The sequence below is a fragment of the Streptomyces sp. NPDC026246 genome, assembly GCF_055567995.1.
This window is the reverse complement of record NZ_JBVHPJ010000008.1, coordinates 141,028-166,763: the sequence shown is the minus strand read 5'-3', so window position 1 is coordinate 166,763 and position 25,736 is coordinate 141,028. Positions and strand designations below refer to the sequence as shown.

Below are 25,736 nucleotides of genomic sequence, written 5' to 3'. Positions count from 1 at the left end.
GTACGGCTCGGCGGGTCAGCGCTCAGCGTGAGCGCTTGGCGAGGCGTTCGACGTCCAGGAGGATCACCGCGCGGGCCTCCAGACGCAGCCAGCCGCGCTGCGCGAAGTCCGCCAGGGCCTTGTTGACCGTCTCGCGGGACGCGCCGACCAGCTGGGCCAGCTCCTCCTGCGTGAGGTCGTGCACGACGTGGATGCCCTCCTCGGACTGCACGCCGAACCGGCGGGACAGGTCCAGCAGGGCGCGGGCGACGCGGCCCGGGACGTCCGAGAAGACGAGGTCGGACATCGCGTCGTTGGTCTTGCGCAGACGCCGCGCGACGGCGCGCAGCAGTGCCGTGGCCACCTCGGGGCGGGCGTTCAGCCAGGGCTGGAGGTCGGGGTGGCCGAGGCCGAGCAGCTTCACCTCGGTCAGCGCGGTGGCGGTCGCCGTGCGGGGGCCCGGGTCGAACAGCGACAGCTCGCCGATCAGCTCGCCGGGGCCGACCACGGCCAGCATGTTCTCCCGGCCGTCGGGCGACGTGCGGTGCAGCTTGACCTTGCCCTCCGTGACCACGTACAGGCGATCACCGGGGTCGCCCTCGTGGAACAGCGAGTCCCCGCGGGCGAGGGTCACCTCACTCATGGAGGCGCGGAGCTCCGCGGCCTGCTCGTCATCGAGCGCCGCGAAGAGCGGATTGCGCCGCAGAACGTCGTCCACGAGTTCTCTCCCTTTCGACCTGCTCAGGGGATCTTGCTCCCCTGCGTACCAGGGGACCGTGGTGCCCATTTTGCCGGACGGTCCAAACAGTGTGATCTGTCACAAGGATGCCGCACACGTGTCCCGGGGTACGCGGCAGGGGTCCAATTGGGCGCCGATCTTCGGGGGCCGGGGCGGGCGAGGGTGCCACGCCTTAGGCTGGCCGGGTGTCCAAATCGCCGGTGAGAGCACAGGCCGAGGGGGCTGCGCGGGTGGTGGTACGTCGCGATTCCGCTGTGGGCGAACAGAGCCCCGATGGCGGTAGGAAAACGGCGAAAGCGACAGAGGAGGCGGCGGTGAGGAAGACAGCAGCCTCGGGGGAGACGACGCCCGCTGCGAAGGGAGCGGCGCCCGCGAAGAGGGCGACGCGAGCGGCGGAGAAGGAGCAGGCGCCGGTGGCGGAGAAGACCTCGGCCGCCAAGAAGGCCACGGCCGGGAAGGCCACCGCCAAGAAGACCGCCGTGAAGAAGGCCACCGCCAAGAAGGCGCCCGCCAAGAAGGCCGGTGCCGTCGGGAAGACCGCCGCCGTGAAGAAGGCGCCGGCCGCGAAGAAGGTCGCCGTCGCGCCCAAGAAGGCCACCGCCCGTCTCAAGGACACCCCTCCCGCGAGAACGGTCGTCCACCCGCCGGGCGACGAGTCGCGCACGGCCCTGGTCCGCCGCGCCCGCCGTATCAACCGCGAGCTGGCCGAGGTCTACCCGTACGCCCACCCCGAGCTGGACTTCGACAACCCCTTCCAACTCGTCGTCGCCACCGTGCTGTCGGCGCAGACCACGGACCTGCGCGTCAACCAGACCACCCCCGCGCTGTTCGCCAGGTACCCCACCCCGGAGGACCTGGCCGCCGCCAACCCCGAGGAGGTCGAGGAGATCCTGCGCCCGACCGGCTTCTTCCGGGCCAAGACCAAGTCGGTCATAGGGCTGTCGAAGGCCCTGGTGGAGGAGTTCGGCGGGGAGGTGCCCGGCCGGCTGGAGGACCTGGTCAAGCTGCCCGGGGTCGGCCGCAAGACGGCGTTCGTCGTGCTCGGCAACGCCTTCGGGCGGCCCGGCATCACCGTCGACACGCACTTCCAGCGGCTGGTGCGCCGCTGGCGGTGGACCGCCGAGACCGACCCGGACAAGATCGAGGCAGCCGTCGGCGCGCTGTTCCCCAAGAGCGACTGGACGGACCTGTCCCACCACGTCATCTGGCACGGCCGCCGTATCTGCCACGCCCGCAAGCCCGCCTGCGGCGCCTGCCCGATCGCCCCGCTGTGCCCGGCCTACGGCGAGGGCGAGACGGACCCGGAGAAGGCGAAGAAGCTCCTCAAGTACGAGAAGGGCGGCTTCCCCGGCCAGCGGCTGCGGCCCCCGCAGTCCTACCTCGACGCGGGCGGCACACCGGCGCCGCCGCTGGGGGCCGGATGATCCGCCCGCACCACCCGCACCGCCGTACCGCCGGCCCGGGCAGCCCAGGGGCGTGCCCGGTCGCCTCGCGCGCCGCTGTCCACCCCCGCACGAGCTCCCCGATCGGTGGAACAAGGCCGTCCGCGGAACGATCCGCCGGCCACCGGGCGTTGGAAGCGGCAGGACGACGGGGGTGGCGATGACGCGCGCGAGTGAGACGCAGGGCGGGCCGGTGACGGTGAGCACGGAGGACCTGCCCGGCTGGCTGGACCCCGTGGTGCACGCGGTCGAGACGGTCCGGCCGCAGCAGTTGAGCCGCTTCCTGCCGCCCGAGGACGGCGCGGGACGCCAGTCCGCCGTACTCGTCCTGTTCGGGGAGGGCGAGCGCGGACCCGAGCTGCTGCTGATGGAGCGGGCCAGCTCCCTGCGCTCGCACGCCGGCCAGCCCTCCTTCCCGGGTGGCGCGCTGGACCCCGAGGACGGCGACCCGGCCGGTGACGGCCCGCTGCGCGCCGCTCTGCGCGAAGCCGAGGAGGAGACCGGCCTCGACCCGTCCGGCGTGCAGTTGTTCGGCGTCCTGCCCCGGCTGTACATCCCGGTCAGCGGCTTCGTCGTCACGCCCGTACTGGGCTGGTGGAGGGTGCCGAGCCCGGTCGGGGTGGTCGACCCGGCCGAGACCGCCCGGGTCTTCACCGTCCCCGTGGCCGATCTCACGGATCCGGCGAACCGGGCCACCGCTGTCCACCCCAGCGGTCACCGAGGTCCGGCATTCATGGTCGAATCGGCCCTCGTCTGGGGCTTCACAGCCGGCATCATCGACCGGCTGATGCACTTCGCGGGCTGGGAGCGGCCCTGGGACCGGGAGAAGCAGGTCCCGCTCGACTGGCGCGCATGACAGGGTGGCCTCCGTGAACGTGCTGGACATCTTGTTGCTGGTCGCCGCCGTGTGGTTCGCGGTCGTGGGGTACCGCCAGGGGTTCGTCGTCGGCATCCTGTCGGTGATCGGCTTCCTGGGCGGCGGCCTCGTCGCGGTCTACGTGCTGCCCGTCATCTGGGACGCGCTGACGGACAAGGCGGAGGTGAGCACGACCGCCGCCGTCGTCGCGGTCGTCGTGGTCATCGTCTGCGCCTCCGTCGGACAGGCCCTGACCACCCACCTCGGCAACAAGCTGCGCCGGCACATCACCTGGTCCCCGGCCCGGGCGCTGGACGCCACGGGCGGCGCCCTGGTCAACGTCGTGGCGATGCTCCTGGTCGCCTGGCTGATCGGCTCGGCCCTCGCGGGCACCACCCTGCCCACGCTCGGCAAGGAGGTCCGCAGCTCCAAGGTGCTGCTGGGCGTCTCGCAGGCGCTGCCCGACCAGGCGGCCACCTGGTTCGCGGACTTCTCCTCCGTCCTCGCACAGAACGGCTTCCCGCAGGTCTTCAGCCCGTTCTCCAACGAGCCGATCACCGACGTCCGGCCGCCCGACCCGGCGCTGGCGCACAGCCCGGTCGCCACCCGCGCCCAGCGCTCCATCGTCAAGGTGATGGGCACGGCCCCCGGCTGCGGGAAGGTCCTGGAAGGCACCGGCTTCGTCTTCGCCGACCGCCGGGTCATGACCAACGCGCACGTAGTCGGCGGCGTCGACGAGCCGACCGTGCAGATAGGCGGCGAGGGCAGGAAGTACGACGCCGAGGTCGTGCTCTACGACTGGCGGCGCGACATCGCCGTCCTGGACGTGCCGGACCTCGAGGCGCCCGTGCTGCGGTTCACCGACAAGGACGCGACCAGCGGCGACAGCGCCATCGTCGCGGGCTTCCCGGAGAACGGGGCGTACGACGTGCGGGCCGCGCGCGTGCGCGGACGCATCACGGCCAACGGCCCGGACATCTACCACCGCGGCACGGTCCGCCGCGACGTCTACTCCCTGTACGCGACCGTCCGCCAGGGCAACTCCGGCGGCCCGCTGCTCACCCCCGACGGCAAGGTCTACGGCGTCGTCTTCGCCAAGAGCCTCGACGACGCCGAGACGGGGTACGCGCTCACCGTGGACGAGATCCGCGAGGACATCACCAAGGGGCGCACCGCCGACCAGCAGGTGGACAGCGACAGCTGCGCGCTCTAGGCACCCTGGGGAGGAACCGCCGGGTTGTCACTCACACGAGTGACAACTCAGTCGCGTGGGTGACGCAGGCGTACGGAGACCCACCGGGCCCGCCGGCGGAGGATGCGCGGGATTCCCACCCGGGGATCGGCGGTCACCATCTGCGGTGCGCCGCTTCGCCGGTAGGGGTTCGTACCGCTCGCCGAGCGGCGACTGCGGGTTGCGTCACTGTAGTCGTGCGTCCAGCCCATACCCGGACGTGTGCCCCCGCCCCATGGTCCATAACCGCTTCGGCGGCGGCCAATTGGCCTATGCGCCGGGCAAGTGGCCGTTCGTCGGGCACGCGTTCAGACCGGGGCGTACCGGGCGCCACCCGGCGGTCACCGGTCGGGTTCGGGATCCCGCAGCCAGTTGACGAGTTCCGCCGAGAACGCGACCGGGTCCTCCTCGTGCGGGAAGTGACCGAGGCCGTCGAACAGGCGCCAGCGGTACGGGGCTTCGACGTACTCCCCGGAACCGGCCGCGCTGCGCGTGCGCATCACGGGGTCGAGCGAGCCGTGCAGATGCAGCGTCGGCACCCGCACGGGCCGCTTCATCCGGCGGTTGTACTGGATGCCGTCGGGCCGGGCCAGGGAGCGCACCATCCAGCGGTACGGCTCGACCGCGCAGTGCGCCGCGGAGGGGATGCACATGGCGCGGCGGTAGTTCTCCAGCGCCTCGTCCTCGGGCGGGCGCGGCCCGGACCAGTCGCGGATCAGGTCCCCGACGAGCGCCCCGTCGTCGGCGGTGAGCTGCCGCTCGGGGATCCAGGGGCGCTGGAACCCCCAGATGTGTGAACCGGCACGGGTCTGCTTGACGTCGCGCAGCATGGCGGCGCGCCAGCGCCGCGGATGCGGCATCGACGCGACCGCCAGCCGCCGCACCAGCTTGGGGCGCATCGCGGCGGCCGTCCAGGCGAGGTATCCGCCCAGGTCGTGGCCGACCAGCGCGGCGTCGGGCTCGCCGAGGGAGCGGATGACGCCGGTGACGTCGAGCGCGAGGTTGGCGGGGTCGTAACCGCGCGGCGTGCGGTCACTGCCCCCGACGCCCCGCAGGTCCATGGCCACGGCCCGGAACCCCGCGTCGGCGAGCGCCACCAGCTGGTGCCGCCAGGTCCACCAGAACTGCGGGAACCCGTGCAGCAGCAGCACCAGCGGCCCGTCGCCCAGCTCGGCGATGTGGAAGCGGGCGCCGTTGGCGGCGACGTCGCGGTGGCTCCAGGGGCCGTCCAGGAGGACGGCCGAGGCCGAGGGAGCCGGGGGCGGGGCGGGGTCCGTCATGACGACGAGCGTGCCACAGCCTCGATGGCCTCGGGGACCCGGTCCTTCGGGAGCTCGGGGCGCGGGTGCGGCTTGGCGTTCTGCAGGACGACCGCGCTCTCCTTCATCGACGCGGCGACCTTCTGCGGGCCCTTGCTCTTCTTGGCCTTCTTCGCGAAGACCACGCCGATCAGCGCCAGCCCGCCCGCCACCAGCACGTTCGCGGCGAAGGACAGCAGGAAGCAGACGGCGAGGTTCCAGTCCGACCAGGTCCGGATGCCGTACGCCAGCGCGAAGTTCAGCATCGGCAGGGAGAACACCAGGACGGCGCCGGCAAGCGAGAAGGCGCCGCCACTGGTCGCACCGCGCTTGACGTCCTGCTTGAGCTGCGCCTTCGCCAGCGCGATCTCGTCGTGCACCAGCGCCGACATTTCCGCCGTCGCCGTGGCGAACAGCTGGCCGATGCTGCGTTCGGCGCCGACCGGGCTGCCGTCGGGTGCGCTCATCGCGGTCTCCCTCTTTCGCGTACGGTCCGATTTCCGCTACTCCTGCCGGACCCGCACACGGTCGTCCTGTGCGTCCGGCCCGACTGCGTACGGTTCCGTCTTTTGTACCGTCTCGTCAGATCATGCCGGACGGTGGTGGTCCTCGCCTGCCCCGCCCGGCACTTCGGCAAGCTCGTGGCGCGCGGCCGCCTTCTCCCGGGCGATCCGGCGGTGCTCTGCGGCCTTGCGCTCGTAGATGTCGGCGAGCCGCAGGTGGTAGGCCGGGTCGTCCTCCTCGTAGACGTCCGGGATGCCGTCGGCGTCCTCGTCCCGGTTCTCGTTCTCGCACAGGCTGCGGTACTTGGCGTTCCGTATCTTCAGCAGCACGGTGGCGAGTGTCGCGGCGACGAGCGACCCGATCAGGACCGCCGCCTTGATCTCGCCGGTCATCGCCTCGTCGCCCTCGAAGGCGAGTTCGCCGATGAGCAGGGAGACGGTGAAGCCGATGCCGGCGAGGCTCGACACGGCGAACACGTCCGCCCAGGCGAGTTCGTCACTGAGCGAGGCCCGGGTGAAACGGGCCGTCAGCCAGGTTCCGCCGAAGATGCCGAGGGCCTTGCCGACCACCAGGCCCAGGACGACCCCGAGCGTCTCCGGCTGGGTGAACACGTCCGCGAGGGCCCCGCCCGAGATGGAGACGCCCGCGCTGAACAACGCGAACAGCGGCACGGCCAGCCCCGCCGACAGGGGCCGCACGAGGTGTTCGATGTGCTCGCCGGGGGAGACGTCCTCGCCCTCGCGGCGGTGGCAGCGCAGCATCAATCCCATGGCGACACCGGCGATGGTGGCGTGGACGCCGCTGTTGTACATCAGCGCCCAGATCACCAGCGCGAGCGGCACGTACACGTACCAGCCGCGCACCCCGGTGCGCAGCAGCAGCCAGAACACGACCAGTCCGGCGACGGCACCGCCGAGCGCCGCGAAGTTCAGGCTGTCGGTGAAGAAGACCGCGATGATCAGGATGGCGAAGAGGTCGTCGACCACGGCCAGGGTGAGCAGGAAGGCCCGCAGGGCGCTGGGCAGCGACGTGCCGATGACCGCCAGCACGGCGAGGGCGAAGGCGATGTCCGTGGCGGTCGGCACCGCCCAGCCCGCCAGCGAGCCGCCGCCGCCGAGGCTGGTGAGCGTGTACACGAGCGCCGGTACGGCCATGCCGCACAGCGCGGCGACGACCGGGAGGGCGGCCGCCTTGGGATCGCGCAGATCGCCCGCGACGAGTTCGCGTTTGAGTTCGATGCCGGCGACGAAGAAGAAGACCGCGAGCAGCCCGTCGGCGGCCCAGTGCGCGACCGAGAGATCGAGTCCGAGGGCGGCGGGGCCGAAGTGGAAGTCGGAAACGCTTTCGTAGCTGCCGTGCAGGCCCGGGATGTTCGCCCAGAGCAGCGCGGCGACGGCGGCGACGAGCAGGAGCACGCCGCCCACGGTCTCGGTGCGCAGCGCGTCCGCCACATAGGTCCGCTCGGGCAGCGACAGCCGGCTGAGGACCTTGCGGGTGGTGGTGGGACGGGGCGCAGTCACGGGGAGGACCTCCGGGAGACGGGCAGGGCGGAACACATGCCGACCAGACTTCCCGGCGCACCATGGAGCACTTGTGTTTCTTAGCTTAGCTAAGGGAGTGGTCGCCCGCATCCCTTGATCTGCGGTGGAGGTGCGCGGAGGGCACCCGGCGTACCGCTCACCGGGTGCCCTCCGCGGCCCGTGCCATGCCTGCGCGCAGGTCAGTCCTCGCTGGGCGCGGCCGGCAGCTTGGCCTGGATGAGGTCCATGACCGTGGAGTCCGTCAGCGTGGTCACGTCACCCAGCTGGCGGTTCTCGGCGACGTCCCGCAGCAGCCGGCGCATGATCTTGCCGGAGCGTGTCTTGGGCAGCTCGGCGACGGGCAGGATCCGCTTGGGCTTGGCGATCGGCCCGAGGGTGTTGCCGACGTGCGTGCGCAGCTCGCCGACCAGGTCCTCGGTCTCGGCGGCCGTACCGCGCAGGATCACGAACGCGACGATCGCCTGCCCGGTCGTCTCGTCCGCCGCGCCGACCACGGCCGCCTCGGCGACCGAGGGGTGCGACACCAGCGCGGACTCGACCTCGGTGGTGGAGATGTTGTGCCCGGAGACGAGCATGACGTCGTCGACCCGGCCCAGCAGCCAGATGTCGCCGTCGTCGTCCCTCTTGGCGCCGTCACCGGCGAAGTACTTGCCCTCGAAGCGCGACCAGTAGGTGTCGAGGAACCGCTGGTCGTCGCCCCAGATGGTGCGCAGCATCGACGGCCAGGGCTCGGTGAGCACCAGGTAGCCGCCCCCGCCGTTCGGCACCTCGTTGGCCTCGTCGTCGACGACCGTCGCGGAGATGCCGGGCAGCGGCGTCTGCGCCGAGCCGGGCTTGGTGGCGGTCACGCCCGGCAGCGGGGTGATCATCATCGAGCCGGTCTCGGTCTGCCACCAGGTGTCGACGACCGGGGTGCGGTCGCCGCCGATGTTCTTGCGGTACCAGACCCACGCCTCGGGGTTGATCGGCTCGCCCACCGAGCCCAGCACGCGCAGGCTGGACAGGTCGAACTTGGCGGGGATGTCGTCGCCCCACTTCATGAACGTGCGGATCGCGGTCGGCGCCGTGTAGAGGATCGTCACGCCGTACTTCTGCACGATCTCCCAGAAGCGGCCCTGGTGCGGGGTGTCGGGCGTGCCCTCGTACATGACCTGCGTCGCGCCGTTGGCCAGCGGGCCGTAGACGATGTACGAGTGGCCGGTGACCCAGCCGACGTCGGCGGTGCACCAGTAGACGTCGGTCTCCGGCTTGAGGTCGAAGACAGCGTGGTGGGTGTAGGCGGTCTGGGTGAGGTAGCCGCCGGTGGTGTGCAGGATGCCCTTCGGCTTCCCCGTGGTGCCCGAGGTGTAGAGGATGAACAGCGGGTGCTCGGCGCTGAACGCCTGCGGGGCGTGCTCGGCGCTCTGCCGCTCCACGAGCTCGTGCCACCACACGTCGCGGCCCTCGGTGAACGCGACCTCCTGGCCCGTGCGGCGCACGACCAGGACGTGCTCGACGTTGCCCGCCTTCTCGACGGCCTCGTCCACGGCCGGCTTCAGCGCGGACGGCTTGCCGCGGCGGTAACCGCCGTCGGAGGTGATGACCACGCGCGCGTCGGCGTCCTGGATGCGGGTGGCGAGGGCGTCGGAGGAGAAGCCGCCGAACACGACCGAGTGCGCGGCGCCGATGCGGGCGCAGGCCAGCATCGCGATCGCCGTCTCGGGGATCATCGGCATGTAGACCGCGACCCGGTCCCCGGCCTGAACTCCGAGCTCCAGCAGCGCGTTGGCCGCCTTGGAGACCTCGTCCTTGAGCTCGGCGTAGGTGATGGCGCGGCTGTCGCCGGGCTCGCCCTCGAAGTGGATGGCGACGCGGTCGCCGTACCCGGCCTCGACGTGCCGGTCGACGCAGTTGTAGGCGACGTTGAGCTCGCCGTCCTTGAACCACTTGGCGAACGGCGGGTTCGACCAGTCGAGGATCTCGGTGAACTCCTTGGCCCAGGTCAGCCGGCGGGCCTGCTCGGCCCAGAAGCCGAGCCTGTCAGCCTTGGCCTGTTCGTACGCCTCCGCGGTGACGTTGGCGTTCGCGGCCAGGTCGGCGGGGGGCGAGAAGCGTCGCTCCTCCTTCAAGAGGTTGGCCAGGCTTTCGTTGCTCACGGCATCTGCCTTTCCCAGGGTGTCCGTTGTGTCCCAAGCCACAGCTCATCAGACCCGGGGGTGCGCTGACAAGGGCCGACCGCCGATTGGTTTAGACCTGTCGACGGTGCTGGTGGCGGTGCTGCCGGGGACCGGGGTCATCCGTACCCACGGACGCCGACCAGGGAAAGTTCACGCGGGGCGCGGGGCGCGGGGCGCGGGGTGCGGCGGGGTACGAGGGGCAGGGTCCGGGATGCGTAGTGCCGCGTGCCGGGCGGCAGGCGACGAGCGGCGGCAGGAGAGGGGACGGCAGGGGCGCGTGGGTGAGGGTGCCGGGGCGGCGGGCCAGGGGCCAGGGCGTGCGGCCGCGCCCGCCACGCGGCTGCACGCCCTGCCCGCTCATCGTGCCGACCGGCTCACGCCGTCACGTCCGCCTCCCGTACGCGGTCGAGGACGCGGTCGAAGACGCCACCGGCCTCCGTCTCGGTGAGCAGATACGCCTCCGCCTCGCCCACGTGGAAGTACATGCCCTGCAGCTCCAGCGCCCCCTTGTCCAGGGCACGGGCCACCGACTCGTGGGCGCGCAGGTGCTCCAGCTGCTGGACGACGTTGGTCAGGCACAGTTGCTCGACCGCGTCCTCGGGCATCCGGCCGGCCAGTCTGCTCCAGGGCCGGCTCCCGTCACCCATCCGCTCCAGGCTCGGCATGCCGTGCCGCAGCCACCGCTGCAGCGGGGTCCGCTCACCGCCGGGCTCGGCGTCGAGCAGGGCCTGCATGGCACCGCACCCCGAGTGTCCGCACACGGTGAGGGAGCGCACGCCCAGTACGTCCACGGCGTACTCGATCGCCGCGGCCACCGAGTCGTCACCGCTCTCCTCGCCCGGGCGGGGGACGAGGTTGCCCACGTTGCGCACCACGAACAGATCCCCCGGGCCACTGGAGGTGATCATCGACGTGACCAACCGGGAGTCGGCGCAGGTCAGGAAGAGCTGCGAAGGCCGCTGCCCCTCACGTGCCAGCCGGGCCAGCTCGCTGCGCACCAGGGGTGCGGTGTTGCGCTGGAACGCGCTGATGCCGCGCGCCAGTTCGTGCCCACTGCCCCCACCGGTGCTCGCCGTGCCCGACGGCTCCGGCTGTGAATCGTCCGTCCTCCCCGCCGTGTCCCGCTCCTGCTCCGGGCCGGCGGGCCGGGGGCGGTCGCACTGGTGATTGCGCCAGGGCGTCCAGGGCCGGCAGCGGCAGCCGGTGAAGTCCTGGGGCTCGGAGATGCGGATGCCGGGATGGCGTCCGGTGATCTCCACGCCGCCGCCCTGCGAGGTGTGCGTCTTCTGCCAGTCCTGCAGCGTCTCGTACGCGGCGTGGTCCATGAACGACCCGTCGAGCTCGACGACGGCGTCGGCACCGTGCGGCACGAGGTGCAGGGCCCGGCTGAGCCGCGGCACGGCGAGGAACGTCAACTGCCCTCTGACGTGGACGTGATGGACTCCTTCCCTCTCCTCGTGCGTGATGCGGGTGCGGGTGAGGCGGTGCAGGGCGACGCCGACGGCCATGGCGACCCCCAGCGCCACGCCCTGGAGGACGCCGAGCAGCACCACGCCCAGGGTCGTCACGGCGTAGACCCACACCTCTCGGTGGCGGGTCACCGTGCGGATGTGGTTCAGGGACACCATCTGGATGCCGACGGCCATCACCAGGGCGGCGAGCGAGGCGAGGGGGATGAACTCGAGGATCGGGACCATCAGCAGTGCGGCGAACACCACGAGAACGCCGTGCAGCATCGTGGAGTTCCGGCTCACCGCCCCCGCGTGCACGTTCGCCGTGCTGCGCACCGCGACACCGGCGATGGGCAGTCCGCCGAGCGAGCCGGAGACGATGTTGGCGGCTCCCTGCCCGAGCAGTTCACGGTCGAGGTCGGAGCGTCCGACCCGGGCGGGCAGGCCCGGGCGGCCGGCCACCAGCTTGTCCACGGCGACCGCGCCGAGCAGCGACTGCACGCTGCACACCAGGGTCGTCGTGAGCACGGCGGCGGCGAGGCCCAGTACGGGGCCCTCGGGGAGCCCGGCCAGCGCGTGGTTGCTCCAGGACGGCAGGTCGACCTTGGGCAGGCGCAGGCCCGTGAGCACGGCGACCGCGGTGGCCCCTGCGACGGCCACGAGCGCGGCCGGGACCTTGCGCAGCACCCGGCCGGCCCGGCCGGGCAGTCTCGGCCAGAGCAGCAGCAGGGTCAGGGTGAGCACGCTCACCGACACCGACGCCGGGCGCATGTCCGCCAACTGTGCGGGCAGCGCACGCAGGTTGTCCGGCACGGAGCTCTGCGGAGTGCCGCCGAGCACGATGTGCAGCTGGGCGACGGCGATGGTGACGCCGATGCCGGCGAGCATGCCGTGCACGATGGCGGGGCTGACGGCGAGGGCGCCCCGGGCCACGCGCAGGCAGCCCAGACCGAGTTGGGCGAGCCCCGCGAGGACGGTGATGGCGCAGGTCGTCCGCCAGCCGTAGCGCTGGATGAGGTCGGCGGTGACGACGGTGAGGCCGGCGGCCGGTCCGCTCACCTGGAGCGCGGAGCCGCCGAGCCGGCCGGCGACGAGCCCGCCCACGGCGGCGGCGACGAGGCCGGCCTGCAGGGGGGCGCCGGTGGCGAGGGCGATGCCCAGGGACAGGGGCAGGGCGATCAGGAAGACCGCGATCGAGGCCGACACGTCGGCTCCCGCGATCCGGTAGCGGCGGGGGCCGGTGGGCGGCGGGCTGTGGGGTGGATGGGTGCACTCGGTCCGGTTCGGGTCGGCGGCGCGGGTGGGGACGCAGGCTGACATGGATTCCCGTCTCCTCCGGGGCTGCGCGGTCGCATGACTGGGGTCCCCGCTCCGGCGGGGTCGGTCGCGGCCGTGGGTCACGGCGTGAATCGGCGGGATGAATCAACGCTCGGTAAACGGATCGTAATGCAGAGTAAAGGAGGGGCATAGACTTTCCGGGCAAATGGGTGAATGCATCATCCGGAAGAGTGGCGTGGATATTTGATCGGCTTGTCGTACTAATTCCTTCCCCGGGTCGTGCGAATTTGGCGGCGCTGTCGGCACCCGAGAGAAGGAAGAAGGTGGGCGGAACATGGCCGCCACCCACAGGATCGCCGTGTGCTCCGTGATCGCCGCGGTCTGCGCCGCATCGCTCGCCGGTTGCGGGACCGGCACCCCCCGGCAAAGCAACCCCGAACCGTCCAAGGCGAAGCCCGCCCAGGCCCCGAAGAGCATGGTCCGCCTGATCGGGGACGGCTCCACCGCCTACACCGGCGCCCAGCCGCACCTGCCCACCCCCGAGCGGCTGCGCCCGGGCCAGAAGCCGCCGCAGTTCGTCGTCTTCTCGTGGGACGGCGCCGGCGAGGACAGCCAGAAGCTGTTCTCGCACTTCCGCAAGGTCGCCAAGGAGAACAAGGCGACCATGACGTACTTCCTGAGCGGCGTGTACATGCTGCCCGAGGAGAAGCGCGACCGGTACCGGCCGCCCCAGCACTCCCCGGGCCGCTCCGACATCGGCTTCAACGACCGCAGCGGCATCGCCGCCACCGCCAAGCAGCTGCGCCTGGCGTGGCTGGAGGGCAACGAGATCGGGACCCACTTCAACGGCCACTTCTGCGGCAGCGGCGGGGGCGTCGGCGAGTGGTCGGTGGAGGACTGGAAGGACGAGATCTCCCAGGCCAAGCAGTTCGTGAAGACCTGGAAGACCAGCACCGGCATGAAGGACGCGGCCCCGCTGCCCTTCGACTACGACAAGGAGCTGATCGGCGCCCGCACGCCCTGCCTCGAGGGCCAGCACAACTTCATGCGGGCCGCCCGCGACCTGGGCTTCCGCTACGACACCAGCGGCGTCAACGACCAGGTCTGGCCCAAGCGGAAGCAGGGCCTGTGGGACCTGTCCATGCAGCTCGTGCCGTTCCCCGGCCACTCCTTCGAGCAGCTCACCATGGACTACAACTTCATGGTCAACCAGTCGGGCACCAAGACCCAGGGCAACCCCGCCATGCACGACTTCTGGGGCGACCAGATGCGCGACGGGCTCCTCGCGGGCTTCCAGAGGGCGTACGACGGCAACCGCGCGCCCTTGATCATCGGCAACCACTTCGAGTCCTGGAACGGCGGCACCTACATGCGCGCCGTCGAGGAGGTCATCGAGACCGTGTGCACCAAGGAGGAGGTGCGCTGCGTGTCGTTCCGCCAGCTCGCGGACTGGCTGGACGCGCAGGACCCCAAGACGCTGGAGAAGCTGCGCACCCTGAAGGTGGGGGAGGCGCCCAAGGGCGGCTGGGAGGCCTTCCTGTCGGGCCGCCCGGCTCCGGCGCCGAAGGGCGTACCGGGCGCCCCGGCGGCCAGGGACTAGTCCTCCCGGTGGCCTTCCTCCGCTCCACGCGCGCGTGAAGAAGGCCACTCCGCCGCAGGGCGGGGCCGCGGGATGCGTAGGGTCGTACTCATGAGTACAGCAGGTGCGACCGATCCGCTCGCGGCCCTGGGCGCGTTGCCCGGCGTGGCCGATTCCGTGGAGTCCGTGCGCAAGGCCGTGGACCGGGTCTACGGGCACCGGATCATGCGGCGGCGCAGCAACGAGATCACCTCCGAGGCGGCCCTGCGCGGTGCCCGCGGTTCGGCCGCGCTGTCGGGTGCGGACTGGGCCCTGGAGGAGGTGCGCCGCCGTACGGACTTCAGCGGGGACGCCGAGGCGCGCACCGTGGGCGCCGCCCTGCGGCTCACCGCGGAGGCGGGCCAGCTGCTGTCGATCTGGCGGCAGTCACCGCTGCGGGTCCTCGCCCGGCTGCACCTCGTGGCGGACGCCGCACAGGCCGACCACGTGGGCCGCCCCCGCCAGGAGGGCGAGCCGGTCGACGAACCCCTCGTCGGCCTGCCCCTGCCCGGCGCCGCCGAGACGCACGGCCGGCTGGAGGGACTCGCCGAACTGATCGTCGCGGGCGGCTCCGCGCCCGCCCTGGTCACGGCGGCCGTGGTGCACGGCGAGCTGCTGGCGCTGCGCCCCTTCACCTCGCACAACGGCCTGGTCGCGCGCACCGCCGAGCGGATCGTCCTGGTCGGCAGCGGCCTGGACCCGAAGTCCGTCTGCCCGGCCGAGGTCGGTCACGGCGAACTGGGCCGCGCCGCCTACCTGAAGGCGCTCGACGGCTACGCCTCCGGCACTCCGGAGGGAATGGCCGCGTGGATCGCCCACTGCGGCAGGGCGGTCGAGCTGGGCGCCCGGGAGTCGACGGCGGTGTGCGAGGCACTGCAGCGCGGAGCCGCGTGACGCCGCGGCGCATCCCGGAGCGTTCGGAACCTCCGGAACGTCCGGAACACGAAAATGCGGCGGTACGAGAACTCGTACCGCCGCTGGCATGACCATCGGGTTACCAAGCGTCCTCGATATGTGCCCATCAGGCCGGGGACTTTGCCCGTCACCTGGTGCGGCTGGCCCGTAATCGACGGGTCGACGTCGCGTGGGTGCCCGGTGTTCATGCGCGGTCCGTGGGGCCAAATGCGTGTTAAAGGTGATCCTTTCGGATGTCCTTGGTCTCGCGGGCCGTTGAATCCTTTGTACTCCTGACCCGGTGGTAGCGGAAGTCCGGGCCGCAGTTCTTTACTTTTAGGTTCAAACAGGGCGTCCGTGCGGGGTGGATCAGGCGACCGATGCGCGGCGCCTGCTGGCGTACCAGACGAGTCCCGCGGTCGCCGCCGCCGCGCCTATCGCGGCGATCGCGACGAGCGCCGGACGCGGCGGCACCGAGAAGGCGGGCATGCGCTGCTTGAGCCGCACCGGACGGTGGAAGTCCAGGATCGGCCAGCCCCGCGCGAGGGCCTCGCGGCGCAGCGCCCGGTCCGGGTTCACGGCATAGGGATGGCCGACGGACTCCAGCATCGGTACGTCCGTGGCCGAGTCGCTGTAGGCGTAGCAGCGGCTGAGGTCGTACCCCTCGGAGGCGGCCAGCTCCCGGACGGCCTCCGCCTTCGTGGGGCCGTACGCGTAGTACTCCACCTCGCCGGTGAAGCAGCCGTCCTCACCGACGACCATGCGGGTGGCCACCACCCGGTCGGCGCCGAGGAGTTCACCGATCGGCTCGACCACCTCCGCGCCCGACGTGGACACGATCACCACGTCGCGGCCGGCGGTGTGGTGCCCCTCGATGAGGGAGGCGGCCTCGTCGTAGATGATCGGGTCGATCAGGTCGTGCAGCGTCTCGGCGACGATCTCCTTGACCTGCTGGACGTTCCAGCCGCGGCACAGCGCGGACAGGTAGGCGCGCATGCGCTCCATCTGTTCGTGGTCGGCGCCGCCGGCCAGGAAGACGAACTGGGAGTACGCGGTCCGCAAGACGGCCCTGCGGTTGATCAGACCGCCTTGGTAGAACGACTTGCTGAAGGTGAGCGTGCTCGACTTCGCAATGACCGTCTTGTCCAGGTCAAAGAAGGCCGCTGTGCGGGGCAAGGAGTGGTTTTCCACGCCCTTGAGCATAGGGGCAGCCCATTCGGCGTAAGGTGTGGCGCGTGGGTTTGCCTGAGAGGGCTCTCGGGTACACCATGGAAGTCACGGATCGTTCGCGACCGTGCTAACCCGGCCCGACTCCTCCCCCCCCGAGTCGGCCGTGGGGACGACCCCCGCTCTCCCCCCCGGCGGGGGTCGTCGCATGTCCGGGTGGGTTTTTCCTTCCTTCGCACGGCCTTGACGCCGTCTCGCAGCGGCTGCGGCCGCTCCTCCGGCGCGCCCCGGAACCGTCACTGACTGTAGTCGTCGGACTCCTCTGTGGAGGTCGCACAGAGGGCCTGACGGCCTCACCGGTTTGGGTGACGACGATATTCACAACCCCCGGGCCGTCCACAGTTTTCCACCAAGATCCACACGTTTTCCGGGATCGCTGCACCGTGATTCCAGCGCACCCCGCTCGCGGCGACTTCCTTGGCCGCCCGGCGATTGCGGGGAGGCGTTTGGCCGGTTTCCGTCGGCCGTTCCGAGGGAGCCGCGTTGCCGGTTCTCCCGGCGTTTTGGCAATCGCGGGGCCGCAGGGGCTCTGTGAGCAGTGAAGGGGGATGGAGACCGTGGCCGGAACCGTCACACACGATCCGCCGCCCGCCGCAGGGCGGCAGGGTGGACCGCTGATCGTCACCGAGGACACCGACCTTCTCGACGACCTGCTGCGCCTGTGCGCCGCGGCGGGCGCCACACCCGAGGTGCACCACGGGGTGCCCGAGCGCAGAGGCCGGTGGGAGGCCGCACCGCTCGTCCTCGTGGGCGACGACGCGGCGCGGCGGGTGCGCGGCGCCGCCCGCAGGAAGGGTGTCGTCCTCGTCGGACGGGACCAGGACGACTCGGGGGTGTGGCGGCGGGCCGTCGAGATCGGCGCCGAGCACGTCCTGATGCTGCCCGACGGCGAGCAGTGGCTGGTCGACCGGATCGCCGACGTCGCCGAGGGCGTCGGCCGGCCGGCCCTCACCGTCGGAGTCATCGGCGGCCGCGGCGGGGCCGGCGCGTCCACGCTCGCCTGCGCCCTCGCCGTCACCTCCGCGCGAGAGGGACTGCGCACCCTGCTGGTGGACGCCGATCCGCTGGGCGGCGGACTCGATGTCCTGCTCGGCGGGGAGACGGCCGAGGGTCTGCGCTGGCCGGCGTTCGCGTCCTCACGAGGGCGCGTCGGCGGGGGCGCCCTGGAGGAGTCGCTGCCCGAGCTGCACTCGCTGCGGGTGCTCAGCTGGGACCGGGGCGACCGGATCGCTGTCCCGCCCCAGGCGGTGCGCGCGGTTCTGGCGGCGGCACGCCGGCGGGGCGGCACGGTAGTGGTCGACCTGCCGCGCCGGATCGACGACGGTGTCGCCGAGGTGCTCACCCAGCTCGACGTGGGCGTGCTGGTGGTGCCCTCCGAACTGCGGGCCGTGGCCGCTGCCGGCCGGGTGGCGTCCGCGGTCGGCATGGTCCTGCGGGATCTGCGGGTGGCGGTCCGCGGCCCGCACGCGCCGGGGCTCGACGACCGGGAGGTGGCCCGGCTGCTGGGGCTGCCGTTGGCCGGCGAGGTGCCGGTCGAGCCGGGGTTGCTGCGGCCGGACGGAGGTGCGGCACCCCCGGGTGCGGCCCCACGCGGACCGCTCGCCCGGTTCTGCCGGGAGTTCTGGGAGCGGGCGCTGGTCGAGGCGGGTGCGGCATGAGCACGCTGGCCGGACTCGAGGGCGCGGACCTGCTCGACGGCGTACGGCGGTGGCTGGCCGACAGCGGGGCGGAGCCGACCCCCGCACGCGTGGCGCAGGCCCTGCGGGAGCAGGGCCGGGTGCTCGGGGACGCCGAGGTTCTGGGGGCCGCGGCACGGCTGCGGTCCGAACTGGTCGGCAGCGGGCCGCTGGAGCCGCTGCTCGCCGACCCGTCGGTGACCGACGTGCTGGTGTCGGGTCCGGACCGGGTCTGGGTGGACCGGGGCGGCGGGCTGGAGTTGACGCCGGTACGGTTCGCGGACGCCGCGGCCGTGCGGAGGCTGGCGCAGCGCCTGGCCGCTGTGGCGGGACGCCGGCTGGACGACGCCCGCCCCTGGGCCGACGCCCGGCTGCCCGACGGCACCCGGCTGCACGCCGTGCTGCCACCGGTGGCCGTGGACTGCGCCTGCCTGTCGCTCCGGGTGGTCCGGCCGCGGGCCTTCACCCTCGGGGAACTGGTCGCGGCGGGCACGGTGCCGCCCGGCGGGGACCGGGTCCTGCGCGCACTGCTCGACGCCCGGCTTTCCTTCCTGGTCAGCGGCGGCACCGGCAGCGGGAAGACGACGCTGCTGAGCGCCCTGCTCGGCCTGGTCGGGCCGGACGAACGGATCGTCCTCGCCGAGGACTCGGCGGAACTGCGGCCGGACCATCCCCACGTGGTGCGGCTGGAGACCCGTCCCGCCAACCAGGAGGGCGCGGGCCTCGTCACCCTCGAGGACCTGGTCCGCCAGGCGCTGAGGATGCGACCCGACCGGCTGGTGGTGGGTGAGGTGCGCGGGCCCGAAGTGGTGCACCTGCTGGCCGCGTTGAACACGGGACACGAGGGCGGCTGCGGAACGGTGCACGCGAACGCCGCCGCCGACGTCCCCGCCCGGCTGGAGGCCCTCGGCACGGCCGCCGGGCTGGACCGGGCCGCCCTGCACAGCCAGGTGGCGGCCGCCCTCTCGGTCGTCCTGCACCTCGCACGCGACCGCGCCGGGCGGCGGCGCATCGCCGAGGTGCACGTGCTGGAGCGCGAACCGTCGGGGCTGGTGCGGACCGTGCCGGCGCTGCGGTGGGGAGAGAAGGCGTTCGTGCGCGAGGGCGGGTGGGAGCGGCTGCGGGGACTGCTGCGCGGTGAGGGTGCCGGGGGCGGGCCGGCCGGCGGCTGGGCGGTGGGCTCGGGAGGCCGGGCCGAGACGAGCCGCGGTCTGACGAGTGGACACGGGGCTCCGGAGAACCGGCCGGTGACGGAGCCGGAAAGGAGCCGAGGGCGGTGAACGGGGTGACGGCATGGTGCTCGGGATGACGGGGACGGCGGCGATGTCCATGGGAGCCGCGGTGGCCTGCGGGGGAGCGGCCGCGGGGCTGCTGGTCCGACGGGACTCGGCGGCACGCCGGGCCCGGCTGCTGTTCGCGGGAGGGGGAGCTGTCGGTGCCGATCCGTCCGGGTGGCGGACGAGAGCTGGTTTGCCGAGGTGGGTGCGGGCCCGGTGGCGGACCGAGTGGTGGGCGCCGGCGGCCGGAGTGCTGATCGCGGTACTGGGGGCTTCGGTACTGCCGGTCGTGCTCGGAGCGGCCGGGGTGCCGTTGCTGCGGAAGGCCCGGCTGGCCGGGCGAGTGCGCCGGGACCGGGAACGACGTGCCGGCGAGGTCATCGCCCTGTGCTCGGCGCTCGCGGGCGAGGTGCGGGCCGGGCGCCAGCCGGGTGAGGCACTGCTGCGCGGCGCCCGGGACTGCGGCGGACTCGCCGAGGCCCAGGCCACGGTACTGGCAGCGGCACGGTTCGGGGGTGACGTGCCGGAGGCCCTCGCGACGGCGGCGCGGCAACCGGGGGCCGAGGGCCTGCGCGGACTCGCCGCCTGCTGGCGCGTGGCGGTGGACCAGGGCGCGGGCCTCGCGGCCGGCCTCGACCGGCTGGCAGCTGCCCTTCGGGCCGAGCGGGACCAACGGTCGGATCTGAGCGCCCAGTTGGCCGGTGCCCGGGCGACGGCGGTGATGCTGGCGGGGCTTCCCGCCCTGGGGCTGCTCATCGGCACCGCCCTCGGCGCGGATCCCCTTCACGTCCTGCTCCACACTCCGGCCGGCCTGGGCTGTCTGACCGTCGGCGGGGTTCTGGAGGGCCTCGGGCTGTGGTGGGTGTCGCGGATCGTGCGGGGCGCGGAGGCGATGGCATGAGCGCGGAAGTTGTCCACAGGCTGGGGGTGGTCATGGGGATGGTGCTCGCCCTCGGTTGGTGGGGCCGATGGCTGGTCGAGACGCGGCGCCACCGGGCGATGCGGCGGCGGCTGGCACGGCTGCGGCCCCGGGAGGAGGTCACGCGTTCCCCGCGTCTCGATCTGCGCGAGACGGCGCGCACATGGTCGGCTCCCCTGGGCGTGGCGTGTGCCGGATGGGCGCTGGTCGGAGGTCCGGCCGGAGTGGCTGTGGGACTCGCCGGTGCGGTGGGCGTGTGGCGGTGGCGGCTGCACCAGGAGACGAAGGGCAAAACCGCCCGGCACGCACCCGGACCGGCCGAAACGGAGCGTCAACTGCCCTTGGCGGCCGACCTGCTGGCCGCCTGCATCGCGGCGGGTGCCGGCCCGGTCGTCGCGGCCCAGGCCGTCGGGCAGGCGCTGGGCGGGCCCGTGGGCGATGCCCTGGCCAGAGGCGCGGCGGAGGTGCGGCTGGGTGGGGAACCGGGCGCGGCCTGGCGGAGTCTGGCGGTCTTGCCCGGTGCCGCGGGGCTGGCCCGGCTGCTCGAACGGGCCGGTGTGTCGGGCCTGCCCGCCGCAGCACCGGTAGCCCGGCTCGCCGCCGAGGCCCGGGCCGACTGGGGCCGGGCCGCCACGGCCAGGGCCCGCCGGGCGGGCGTGATGGTCAGCGCTCCGGTCGGCCTGTGCTTCCTGCCCGCGTTCATCGCGGTCGGCGTGCTGCCCGTGGTGATCGGCCTGGCGGGCGGAGTGCTCGCAGGAGGTGGTGACTGACGCGGACACCGGCTGGAGCACCTGAGCGACGTGAGTGAAGCAGACGACGAGCAGTGGAAGTTCGGACTCTTTCCTACGGGGGTTGAGATGTATCAGGCGGTACGGGCGCGGCTGCGTGCCCTGGTGTGGGGAATGCGGGCGACGCGCAGGGACGCGGGGATGGTCACCTCCGAGTACGCGATGGGCATCGTGGCCGCCGTGGCGTTCGCGGTGGTGCTCTACAAGGTCGTCACGAGCGGCGCGGTCAGCGCGGAGCTGCAAGGGATCGTGAAGGGCGCCCTCAATGCGCGGATGTGAGCGGGGCGACGACCGCGGGTTCGCCACGGCGGAGTCGGCGGTGGTGCTGCCCGTGCTGGTCATGTTCGCGATGGCACTGGTGTGGGGCCTGCTGGTGGTGGCCGCGCAGATCCAGTGCGTGGACGCCGCACGGACCGGCGCCCGGGCGGCGGCCCGCCAGGACCCGCCCGAACGGGTCGTGCGTCTGGCCCGGGAGGCGGCGCCGCCCGGCGCGGAGGTCACCGTCAGCCGTGGGCCGGAGCAGGTCCGGGTCGTCGTGGTGGCCGAGCCGCCGGTCCTGCGCGGTCTGTCCGTCTCGGTGCGCGAGGAGGCGGTGGCCTCGGTGGAGGAGGCGGTGGGCACATGAGACACCGGGGTCGCCGCCTCGTGTGCGGGGCATGGCGTGGGCCGGGAGGCGGTGTGCGAGAGGGGTTTGTGCCGGACCGGGGGTCCGCCACCGTCTGGAGCGTCGGAGCCATTGCCGTCCTGTGTGTCGTCTTCGGCGTGGTCCTCGCGCTGGGACAGGCGGTGGTGATCCGGCACCGCGCGGCGGGCGGCGCCGACCTCGCCGCCCTCGCGGCGGCGGACCACTGGGCGGAGGGCGGCACGCTGGCCTGCGCCCGGGCCGGCCGGGTGGCCCGGGCACAAGGTGTGCGGCTGGTGCGGTGCGAGGTCGTCGGAGAGATCGCGGACGTCACGGCGGCGTCGGGACGGGGACCGTTCACGGCGCGGGTCAGGGCCCGGGCCGGCCCGCCGACGGCGACGGACGGGGCGGTGCCGACGGAGGGAACGGGGCGGAAGGAGGCCCGCGGAGATTCCCCAGTCGGGTAGGTGGCCGGATCTCACGGGCGGCGCCGATCGTCGCGGGCACCGGCCGCACCACCCCCGGCCGGGGGCCTGGCCGGGCCCCCGGCCGCGCCGCCCCGGTTAGCCGTCCGCCGCCTGCCCCTCCGCCCCTCCGGCGGGCACCGTGCCCCGCTCCTGCTGCCCCGGCTCCCCGTCGGCCTCCTTGTCCTCCGGCGCCCCCTCCAGCAGCACCGTGAGGAGGCGTACCGCGCCCCTCTTGTGCAGTGGGTCGTTGCCGTTGCCGCACTTGGGGGACTGGATGCAGGACGGGCAGCCGGCCTCGCACTCGCAGGAGGCGATGGCCTGGCGGGTGGCGGTCAGCCAGGTACGGGCCGTGTGGAAGGCCCGCTCCGCGAAGCCCGCGCCGCCCGGGTGGCCGTCGTAGACGAAGACGGTCGGCAGGAGCGTGTCGGGGTGGAGGGGGATCGACACGCCGCCGATGTCCCAGCGGTCACAGGTCGCGAACAGGGGCAGCAGGCCGATCGAGGCGTGCTCGGCGGCGTGCAGGGAGCCGCCGAGGATCTCCGGACTGATCCGGGCGCGGTCGAGCTGGTCCTCGGTGACCGTCCACCACACGGCGCGGGTGCGCAGCGTACGCGGAGGGAGGTCGAGCTTGGTCTCGCCCAGGACCTCACCGGTGATGAGCCGGCGGCGCAGGAAGGAGACGACCTGGTTGGTGACCTCGACGGAGCCATAGCACAGGCGGCCGTCACCCCAGGGGATCTCGACGTCCGTCTCCAGCACGGAGATGGCGGTCGTGTCGCGGGCGACCGTGGAGTAGGGCGGGGAGGCCTCCTCGACGAGGGCGACGGAGTCCTCCAGGTCGAGGGAGCGCACCAGGTACGAGCGGCCCTGGTGGAGGTGGACCGCTCCCTCGTGCACGGTCGAGTGGGCCGCGCCCGCGTCGACCGTGCCGAGCAGCCGGCCCGTCGCCGCCTCCACGACCTGGACCGGCCGTCCGCCCTCACCGCGGATGTCGGTCAGGTCGGCGGCACGCTCGCGGCGGGTCCAGTGCCAGGCCCTGGTGCGGCGGCGCAGCAGTTTCGCGGCCTCCAGCTGCGGCAGCAGGCCCTCGCTGGCGGGGCCGAAGAGGTCGAGGTCCTCGTCCGTAAGTGGCAGCTCCGCGGCGGCCGCGCAGAGGTGGGGAGCGAGGACGTAGGGGTTGTCCGGGTCGAGGACGGTCGACTCGACCGGCTGGTCGAACAGGGCCTCCGGGTGGTGGACGAGGAAGGTGTCCAGCGGGTCGTCCCGGGCCACCAGGACGGCCAGTGCGCCCTGACCCGCCCGTCCGGCCCGGCCGGCCTGCTGCCACAGGGAGGCCCGGGTGCCCGGGTAGCCGGCGATCACGACGGCGTCGAGGCCGGAGATGTCGATGCCGAGTTCGAGGGCGTTCGTCGCGGCGAGGCCAAGGAGTTCACCCGAATGGATGGCTCGTTCCAGTGCGCGGCGTTCCTCCGGGAGATAACCACCCCGGTAGGCCGCGACACGCCCGGCCAGCGAGCGGTCGACCTCGGCCAGTCGCTCCTGCGCGATGACGGAGATCAGCTCCGCGCCACGCCGGGAGCGGACGAAGGCCACCGAGCGGACGCCCTGGACGGTGAGGTCGGTCAGCAGGTCGGCGGCCTCGGCCGTGGCCGTCCGGCGAACGGGGGCGCCCTTTTCGCCGTGCAGCTCGGTCAGCGGCGGCTCCCAGAGGGCGAACACCAGTTCACCGCGCGGTGAGGCGTCGTCCGCCACCTCGACGACCGGCACGCCGGTCAGACGCCGCGCGGCGACCGCGGGCTCGGCGGCGGTGGCGGAGGCCAGCAGGAACACCGGCGACGCGCCGTACCGGGCGCACAGCCGGCGCAGCCGCCGCAGCACCTGGGCGACGTGGGAGCCGAAGACGCCCCGGTAGGTGTGGCACTCGTCGATCACGACGTACTTCAGCGACTTCAGGAAGGAGGACCAGCGGGGGTGGGAGGGCAGGATGCCCCGGTGCAGCATGTCGGGGTTGGTCAGCACGTAGTTGGCGTACTGGCGGATCCACTCGCGTTCCTCGAACGGAGTATCGCCGTCGTAGACGGCCGCCCGGACGGCGGTGCCGAGCGGTTGTGAAAGTTCCTTCACCGAGCGCCACTGGTCCGCCGCGAGGGCCTTGGTGGGAGCCAGGTAGAGGGTGGTCGCGCCCCGGCCGTTCGGGGCCTCGGATCCGTCCAGGAGGGTGGACAGCACCGGCACGAGGTAGGCGAGGGACTTGCCCGAGGCGGTGCCGGTGGCGACCACGACCGACTCGCCGTCCAGGGCGTGCTCGGCAGCCCGGGCCTGGTGGGCCCAGGGGTGTTCGATACCGGCCGCCTGCACGGCCGCCACGATCTCGGCGCGGATCCGGTCCGGCCAGACGGCATGCCGACCCGCGCGCGGGGGCAAGTGCTCCGTATGAGTAATGCGCGAAGCCCTGCTCGGACCGGACGCGAGCCGGTCCAGGACCGCGCCCGGCGCGGGCCGGGAGGCGGGGTCCGGCGGGGTTCGATCGGATCGGTGATTCTTGGCCATCGGCACCGAGTGTGTCACTGGCGTGACGGACAATGGAGCCAAGGCGTCGTGCACGCCTGCCGGTAAGTGATTGAATGCCATCGCGGCTGGCGAAGCGTCCAAGGGCTGAAGCCGAGATGCCCCGAGGGCGACCGCTCGATAGCAAGGTGCTGGAGGATCCGTGGACCTGTCCCTGTCGACCGAGACCATGGGCGATCGCACGATCGTCAGGGTCGGTGGCGAAATCGACGTATATACCGCGCCCAAGCTGCGCGAGCAGTTGGTCGAGCTGGTGAACGACGGCAGTTTCCACCTTGTCGTCGACATGGAGGGCGTGGACTTCCTCGACTCCACCGGACTCGGCGTTCTGGTCGGCGGCCTGAAGCGCGTGCGTGCCCATGAGGGCTCCCTGCGCCTGGTCTGCAACCAGGAGCGCATTCTGAAGATTTTCCGTATCACCGGCCTCACCAAGGTGTTCCCGATTCACACCTCGGTCGAGGAAGCGGTTGCGGCCACCGACTGACACCGGTCCCGGGCCCCGTGCCCGGGCCGGCCGACGTTCGGCGGAAGTGAAGACCGAGGGGGCCCGGGCTTTCGGCGGCCCGGAGCCCCTCGACAGCACGCCCGAAGTTGCGAGGGGGATGCATGGCCACCGTTGAGCTCCGCTTCAGCGCGCTGCCCGAGCACGTCAGGACCGCCCGGCTGGTGGCGGCAGCGGTGGCGCGCAGGGCCGGAGTGGAGGAGGCCGTCCTCGACGAGGTCAGGCTTGCCGTCGGCGAGGCGTGCACCCGGGCCGTCGGCCTGCACCAGCTGGGCGGGATCTCGGCACCGGTGAAGGTGCTGCTGATCGAGGAGGAGAAGCAGTTCTCCATCGAGGTCGGCGACGAGGCCCCGCACGCGACACCCGGCGACCGCGCGTCCGGCGCCGACGGCGAGGCCGACGAGGACGAGATGGGCCTCGCGGTCATCAGCGGACTCGTCGACGACGTCGAGGTCAGCGCGGGAGAGCACGGCGGATCCATCAAGATGACCTGGCCGACGACGCCGCCGCCGACGATCCTGGTCTGACACCGCCACCGCGCACGACGGCCACCGCGCAAGCGGCGACCGCGCACACCGCTCGTCACGAAGGGCCCCACCCGTGGGGCCCTTCGTCATGTGCGGGTGTCAGTGATCGCCTTTACAGTGGTTCCTGTGCCGTTCGACGCGTGAATTGATTCACGATCATTCGCGCGCCCGAAAGT

Annotated in this window: 23 protein-coding genes; 14 read left to right on the top strand and 9 right to left on the bottom strand. The window is 72.6% G+C overall.

The window, feature by feature from the left end; genetic code table 11:
- Positions 1-22: 22 nt before the first annotated feature.
- The gene (locus ACZ4M5_RS21325; protein WP_369198385.1) at positions 23-697 is read right to left on the bottom strand and encodes a Crp/Fnr family transcriptional regulator; all 675 of its coding nucleotides are present in this window, start codon (positions 695-697) and stop codon (positions 23-25) included.
- Positions 698-1,032: 335 nt separating this feature from the next.
- On the opposite strand from ACZ4M5_RS21325, the gene nth reads away from it, so the two are divergent.
- The 3 genes from nth (at position 1,033) to ACZ4M5_RS21310 (ending at position 4,229) form a co-directional block, all read left to right on the top strand.
- Entirely contained in the window at positions 1,033-2,142 is a 1,110-nt protein-coding gene (nth, locus tag ACZ4M5_RS21320) for an endonuclease III (RefSeq protein ID WP_467739021.1), read from the top strand.
- Between the two features lie 178 nt (positions 2,143-2,320).
- The gene (locus tag ACZ4M5_RS21315; protein WP_467739019.1) at positions 2,321-3,016 is read left to right on the top strand and encodes an NUDIX hydrolase; all 696 of its coding nucleotides are present in this window, start codon (positions 2,321-2,323) and stop codon (positions 3,014-3,016) included.
- Positions 3,017-3,029: 13 nt separating this feature from the next.
- A complete protein-coding gene (locus tag ACZ4M5_RS21310; RefSeq protein ID WP_467739017.1) occupies positions 3,030-4,229 on the top strand; it encodes a MarP family serine protease in 1,200 nt (399 codons plus the stop codon).
- Positions 4,230-4,276: 47 nt separating this feature from the next.
- On the opposite strand, the gene ACZ4M5_RS21305 is transcribed toward ACZ4M5_RS21310, so the two are convergent.
- The 6 genes from ACZ4M5_RS21305 to ACZ4M5_RS21280 all read right to left on the bottom strand — a co-directional run bounded on the left by ACZ4M5_RS21305 (position 4,277) and on the right by ACZ4M5_RS21280 (position 12,517).
- A complete protein-coding gene (locus ACZ4M5_RS21305; protein WP_333932212.1) occupies positions 4,277-4,459 on the bottom strand; it encodes a hypothetical protein in 183 nt (60 codons plus the stop codon).
- Positions 4,460-4,588: 129 nt separating this feature from the next.
- Positions 4,589-5,527 (bottom strand): alpha/beta fold hydrolase, encoded by a 939-nt coding sequence (locus tag ACZ4M5_RS21300; RefSeq protein ID WP_467739014.1) that lies wholly within the window; start codon positions 5,525-5,527, stop codon positions 4,589-4,591.
- Positions 5,524-6,012, bottom strand: a complete 489-nt coding sequence (locus tag ACZ4M5_RS21295; protein WP_467739012.1) for a phage holin family protein — start codon at positions 6,010-6,012, stop codon at positions 5,524-5,526. The genes ACZ4M5_RS21300 and ACZ4M5_RS21295 overlap by 4 nt, the downstream gene beginning before the upstream one ends.
- A gap of 120 nt (positions 6,013-6,132) precedes the next feature.
- On the bottom strand, positions 6,133-7,569 hold the full coding sequence (nhaA, locus tag ACZ4M5_RS21290; RefSeq protein WP_467739010.1) for a Na+/H+ antiporter NhaA: 1,437 nt from the start codon (positions 7,567-7,569) through the stop codon (positions 6,133-6,135).
- A 200-nt stretch (positions 7,570-7,769) separates the two neighbouring features.
- Positions 7,770-9,725 (bottom strand): acetate--CoA ligase, encoded by a 1,956-nt coding sequence (acs, locus tag ACZ4M5_RS21285; RefSeq protein WP_467739008.1) that lies wholly within the window; start codon positions 9,723-9,725, stop codon positions 7,770-7,772.
- A gap of 395 nt (positions 9,726-10,120) precedes the next feature.
- Positions 10,121-12,517 carry a bifunctional SulP family inorganic anion transporter/carbonic anhydrase gene (locus ACZ4M5_RS21280; RefSeq protein WP_467739006.1) on the bottom strand — a complete coding sequence of 799 codons (2,397 nt, stop codon included), beginning with the start codon at positions 12,515-12,517 and terminating at the stop codon, positions 10,121-10,123.
- Between the two features lie 292 nt (positions 12,518-12,809).
- Here ACZ4M5_RS21280 and ACZ4M5_RS21275 point away from each other — a divergent pair, with 292 nt between their 5' ends.
- Positions 12,810-14,075, top strand: a complete 1,266-nt coding sequence (locus ACZ4M5_RS21275) for a polysaccharide deacetylase family protein (RefSeq protein WP_467739004.1) — start codon at positions 12,810-12,812, stop codon at positions 14,073-14,075.
- Positions 14,076-14,165: 90 nt separating this feature from the next.
- The gene (locus ACZ4M5_RS21270) at positions 14,166-14,987 is read left to right on the top strand and encodes a Fic family protein (protein WP_467739002.1); all 822 of its coding nucleotides are present in this window, start codon (positions 14,166-14,168) and stop codon (positions 14,985-14,987) included.
- A 369-nt stretch (positions 14,988-15,356) separates the two neighbouring features.
- Here ACZ4M5_RS21270 and ACZ4M5_RS21265 read toward each other — a convergent pair whose 3' ends face one another.
- Positions 15,357-16,190 carry an HAD family hydrolase gene (locus tag ACZ4M5_RS21265; protein WP_467739000.1) on the bottom strand — a complete coding sequence of 278 codons (834 nt, stop codon included), beginning with the start codon at positions 16,188-16,190 and terminating at the stop codon, positions 15,357-15,359.
- A gap of 572 nt (positions 16,191-16,762) precedes the next feature.
- Between ACZ4M5_RS21265 and ssd the strand changes: the two genes are divergently transcribed.
- The 7 genes from ssd (at position 16,763) to ACZ4M5_RS21230 (ending at position 21,963) form a co-directional block, all read left to right on the top strand.
- Positions 16,763-17,872 (top strand): septum site-determining protein Ssd, encoded by a 1,110-nt coding sequence (gene ssd, locus ACZ4M5_RS21260; protein ID WP_467738998.1) that lies wholly within the window; start codon positions 16,763-16,765, stop codon positions 17,870-17,872.
- The gene (locus ACZ4M5_RS21255; RefSeq protein WP_467738996.1) at positions 17,869-19,170 is read left to right on the top strand and encodes a TadA family conjugal transfer-associated ATPase; all 1,302 of its coding nucleotides are present in this window, start codon (positions 17,869-17,871) and stop codon (positions 19,168-19,170) included. Before ssd ends, ACZ4M5_RS21255 begins: the two co-directional genes overlap by 4 nt.
- A gap of 25 nt (positions 19,171-19,195) precedes the next feature.
- The gene (locus tag ACZ4M5_RS21250; RefSeq protein WP_467739458.1) at positions 19,196-20,068 is read left to right on the top strand and encodes a type II secretion system F family protein; all 873 of its coding nucleotides are present in this window, start codon (positions 19,196-19,198) and stop codon (positions 20,066-20,068) included.
- Positions 20,065-20,856 carry a type II secretion system F family protein gene (locus ACZ4M5_RS21245; protein WP_467738994.1) on the top strand — a complete coding sequence of 264 codons (792 nt, stop codon included), beginning with the start codon at positions 20,065-20,067 and terminating at the stop codon, positions 20,854-20,856. Before ACZ4M5_RS21250 ends, ACZ4M5_RS21245 begins: the two co-directional genes overlap by 4 nt.
- Before the next feature lie 87 nt (positions 20,857-20,943).
- Positions 20,944-21,153, top strand: coding sequence for a DUF4244 domain-containing protein (locus tag ACZ4M5_RS21240; RefSeq protein WP_467739456.1), 210 nt, complete (start codon positions 20,944-20,946; stop codon positions 21,151-21,153).
- Positions 21,140-21,499 carry a TadE family type IV pilus minor pilin gene (locus tag ACZ4M5_RS21235; RefSeq protein WP_467738992.1) on the top strand — a complete coding sequence of 120 codons (360 nt, stop codon included), beginning with the start codon at positions 21,140-21,142 and terminating at the stop codon, positions 21,497-21,499. The genes ACZ4M5_RS21240 and ACZ4M5_RS21235 overlap by 14 nt, the downstream gene beginning before the upstream one ends.
- Positions 21,500-21,552: 53 nt before the next feature.
- Entirely contained in the window at positions 21,553-21,963 is a 411-nt protein-coding gene (locus ACZ4M5_RS21230; RefSeq protein ID WP_467738990.1) for an Rv3654c family TadE-like protein, read from the top strand.
- A 96-nt stretch (positions 21,964-22,059) separates the two neighbouring features.
- Here ACZ4M5_RS21230 and ACZ4M5_RS21225 read toward each other — a convergent pair whose 3' ends face one another.
- Positions 22,060-24,594, bottom strand: a complete 2,535-nt coding sequence (locus ACZ4M5_RS21225) for a DEAD/DEAH box helicase (protein ID WP_467738988.1) — start codon at positions 24,592-24,594, stop codon at positions 22,060-22,062.
- A gap of 79 nt (positions 24,595-24,673) precedes the next feature.
- Here ACZ4M5_RS21225 and bldG point away from each other — a divergent pair, with 79 nt between their 5' ends.
- Complete coding sequence (gene bldG / locus ACZ4M5_RS21220) at positions 24,674-25,015, top strand: anti-sigma factor antagonist BldG (protein WP_003991900.1); 342 nt, start codon at positions 24,674-24,676, stop codon at positions 25,013-25,015.
- Between the two features lie 122 nt (positions 25,016-25,137).
- Entirely contained in the window at positions 25,138-25,560 is a 423-nt protein-coding gene (locus ACZ4M5_RS21215) for an ATP-binding protein (RefSeq protein WP_467738986.1), read from the top strand.
- Positions 25,561-25,736: the final 176 nt, after the last annotated feature.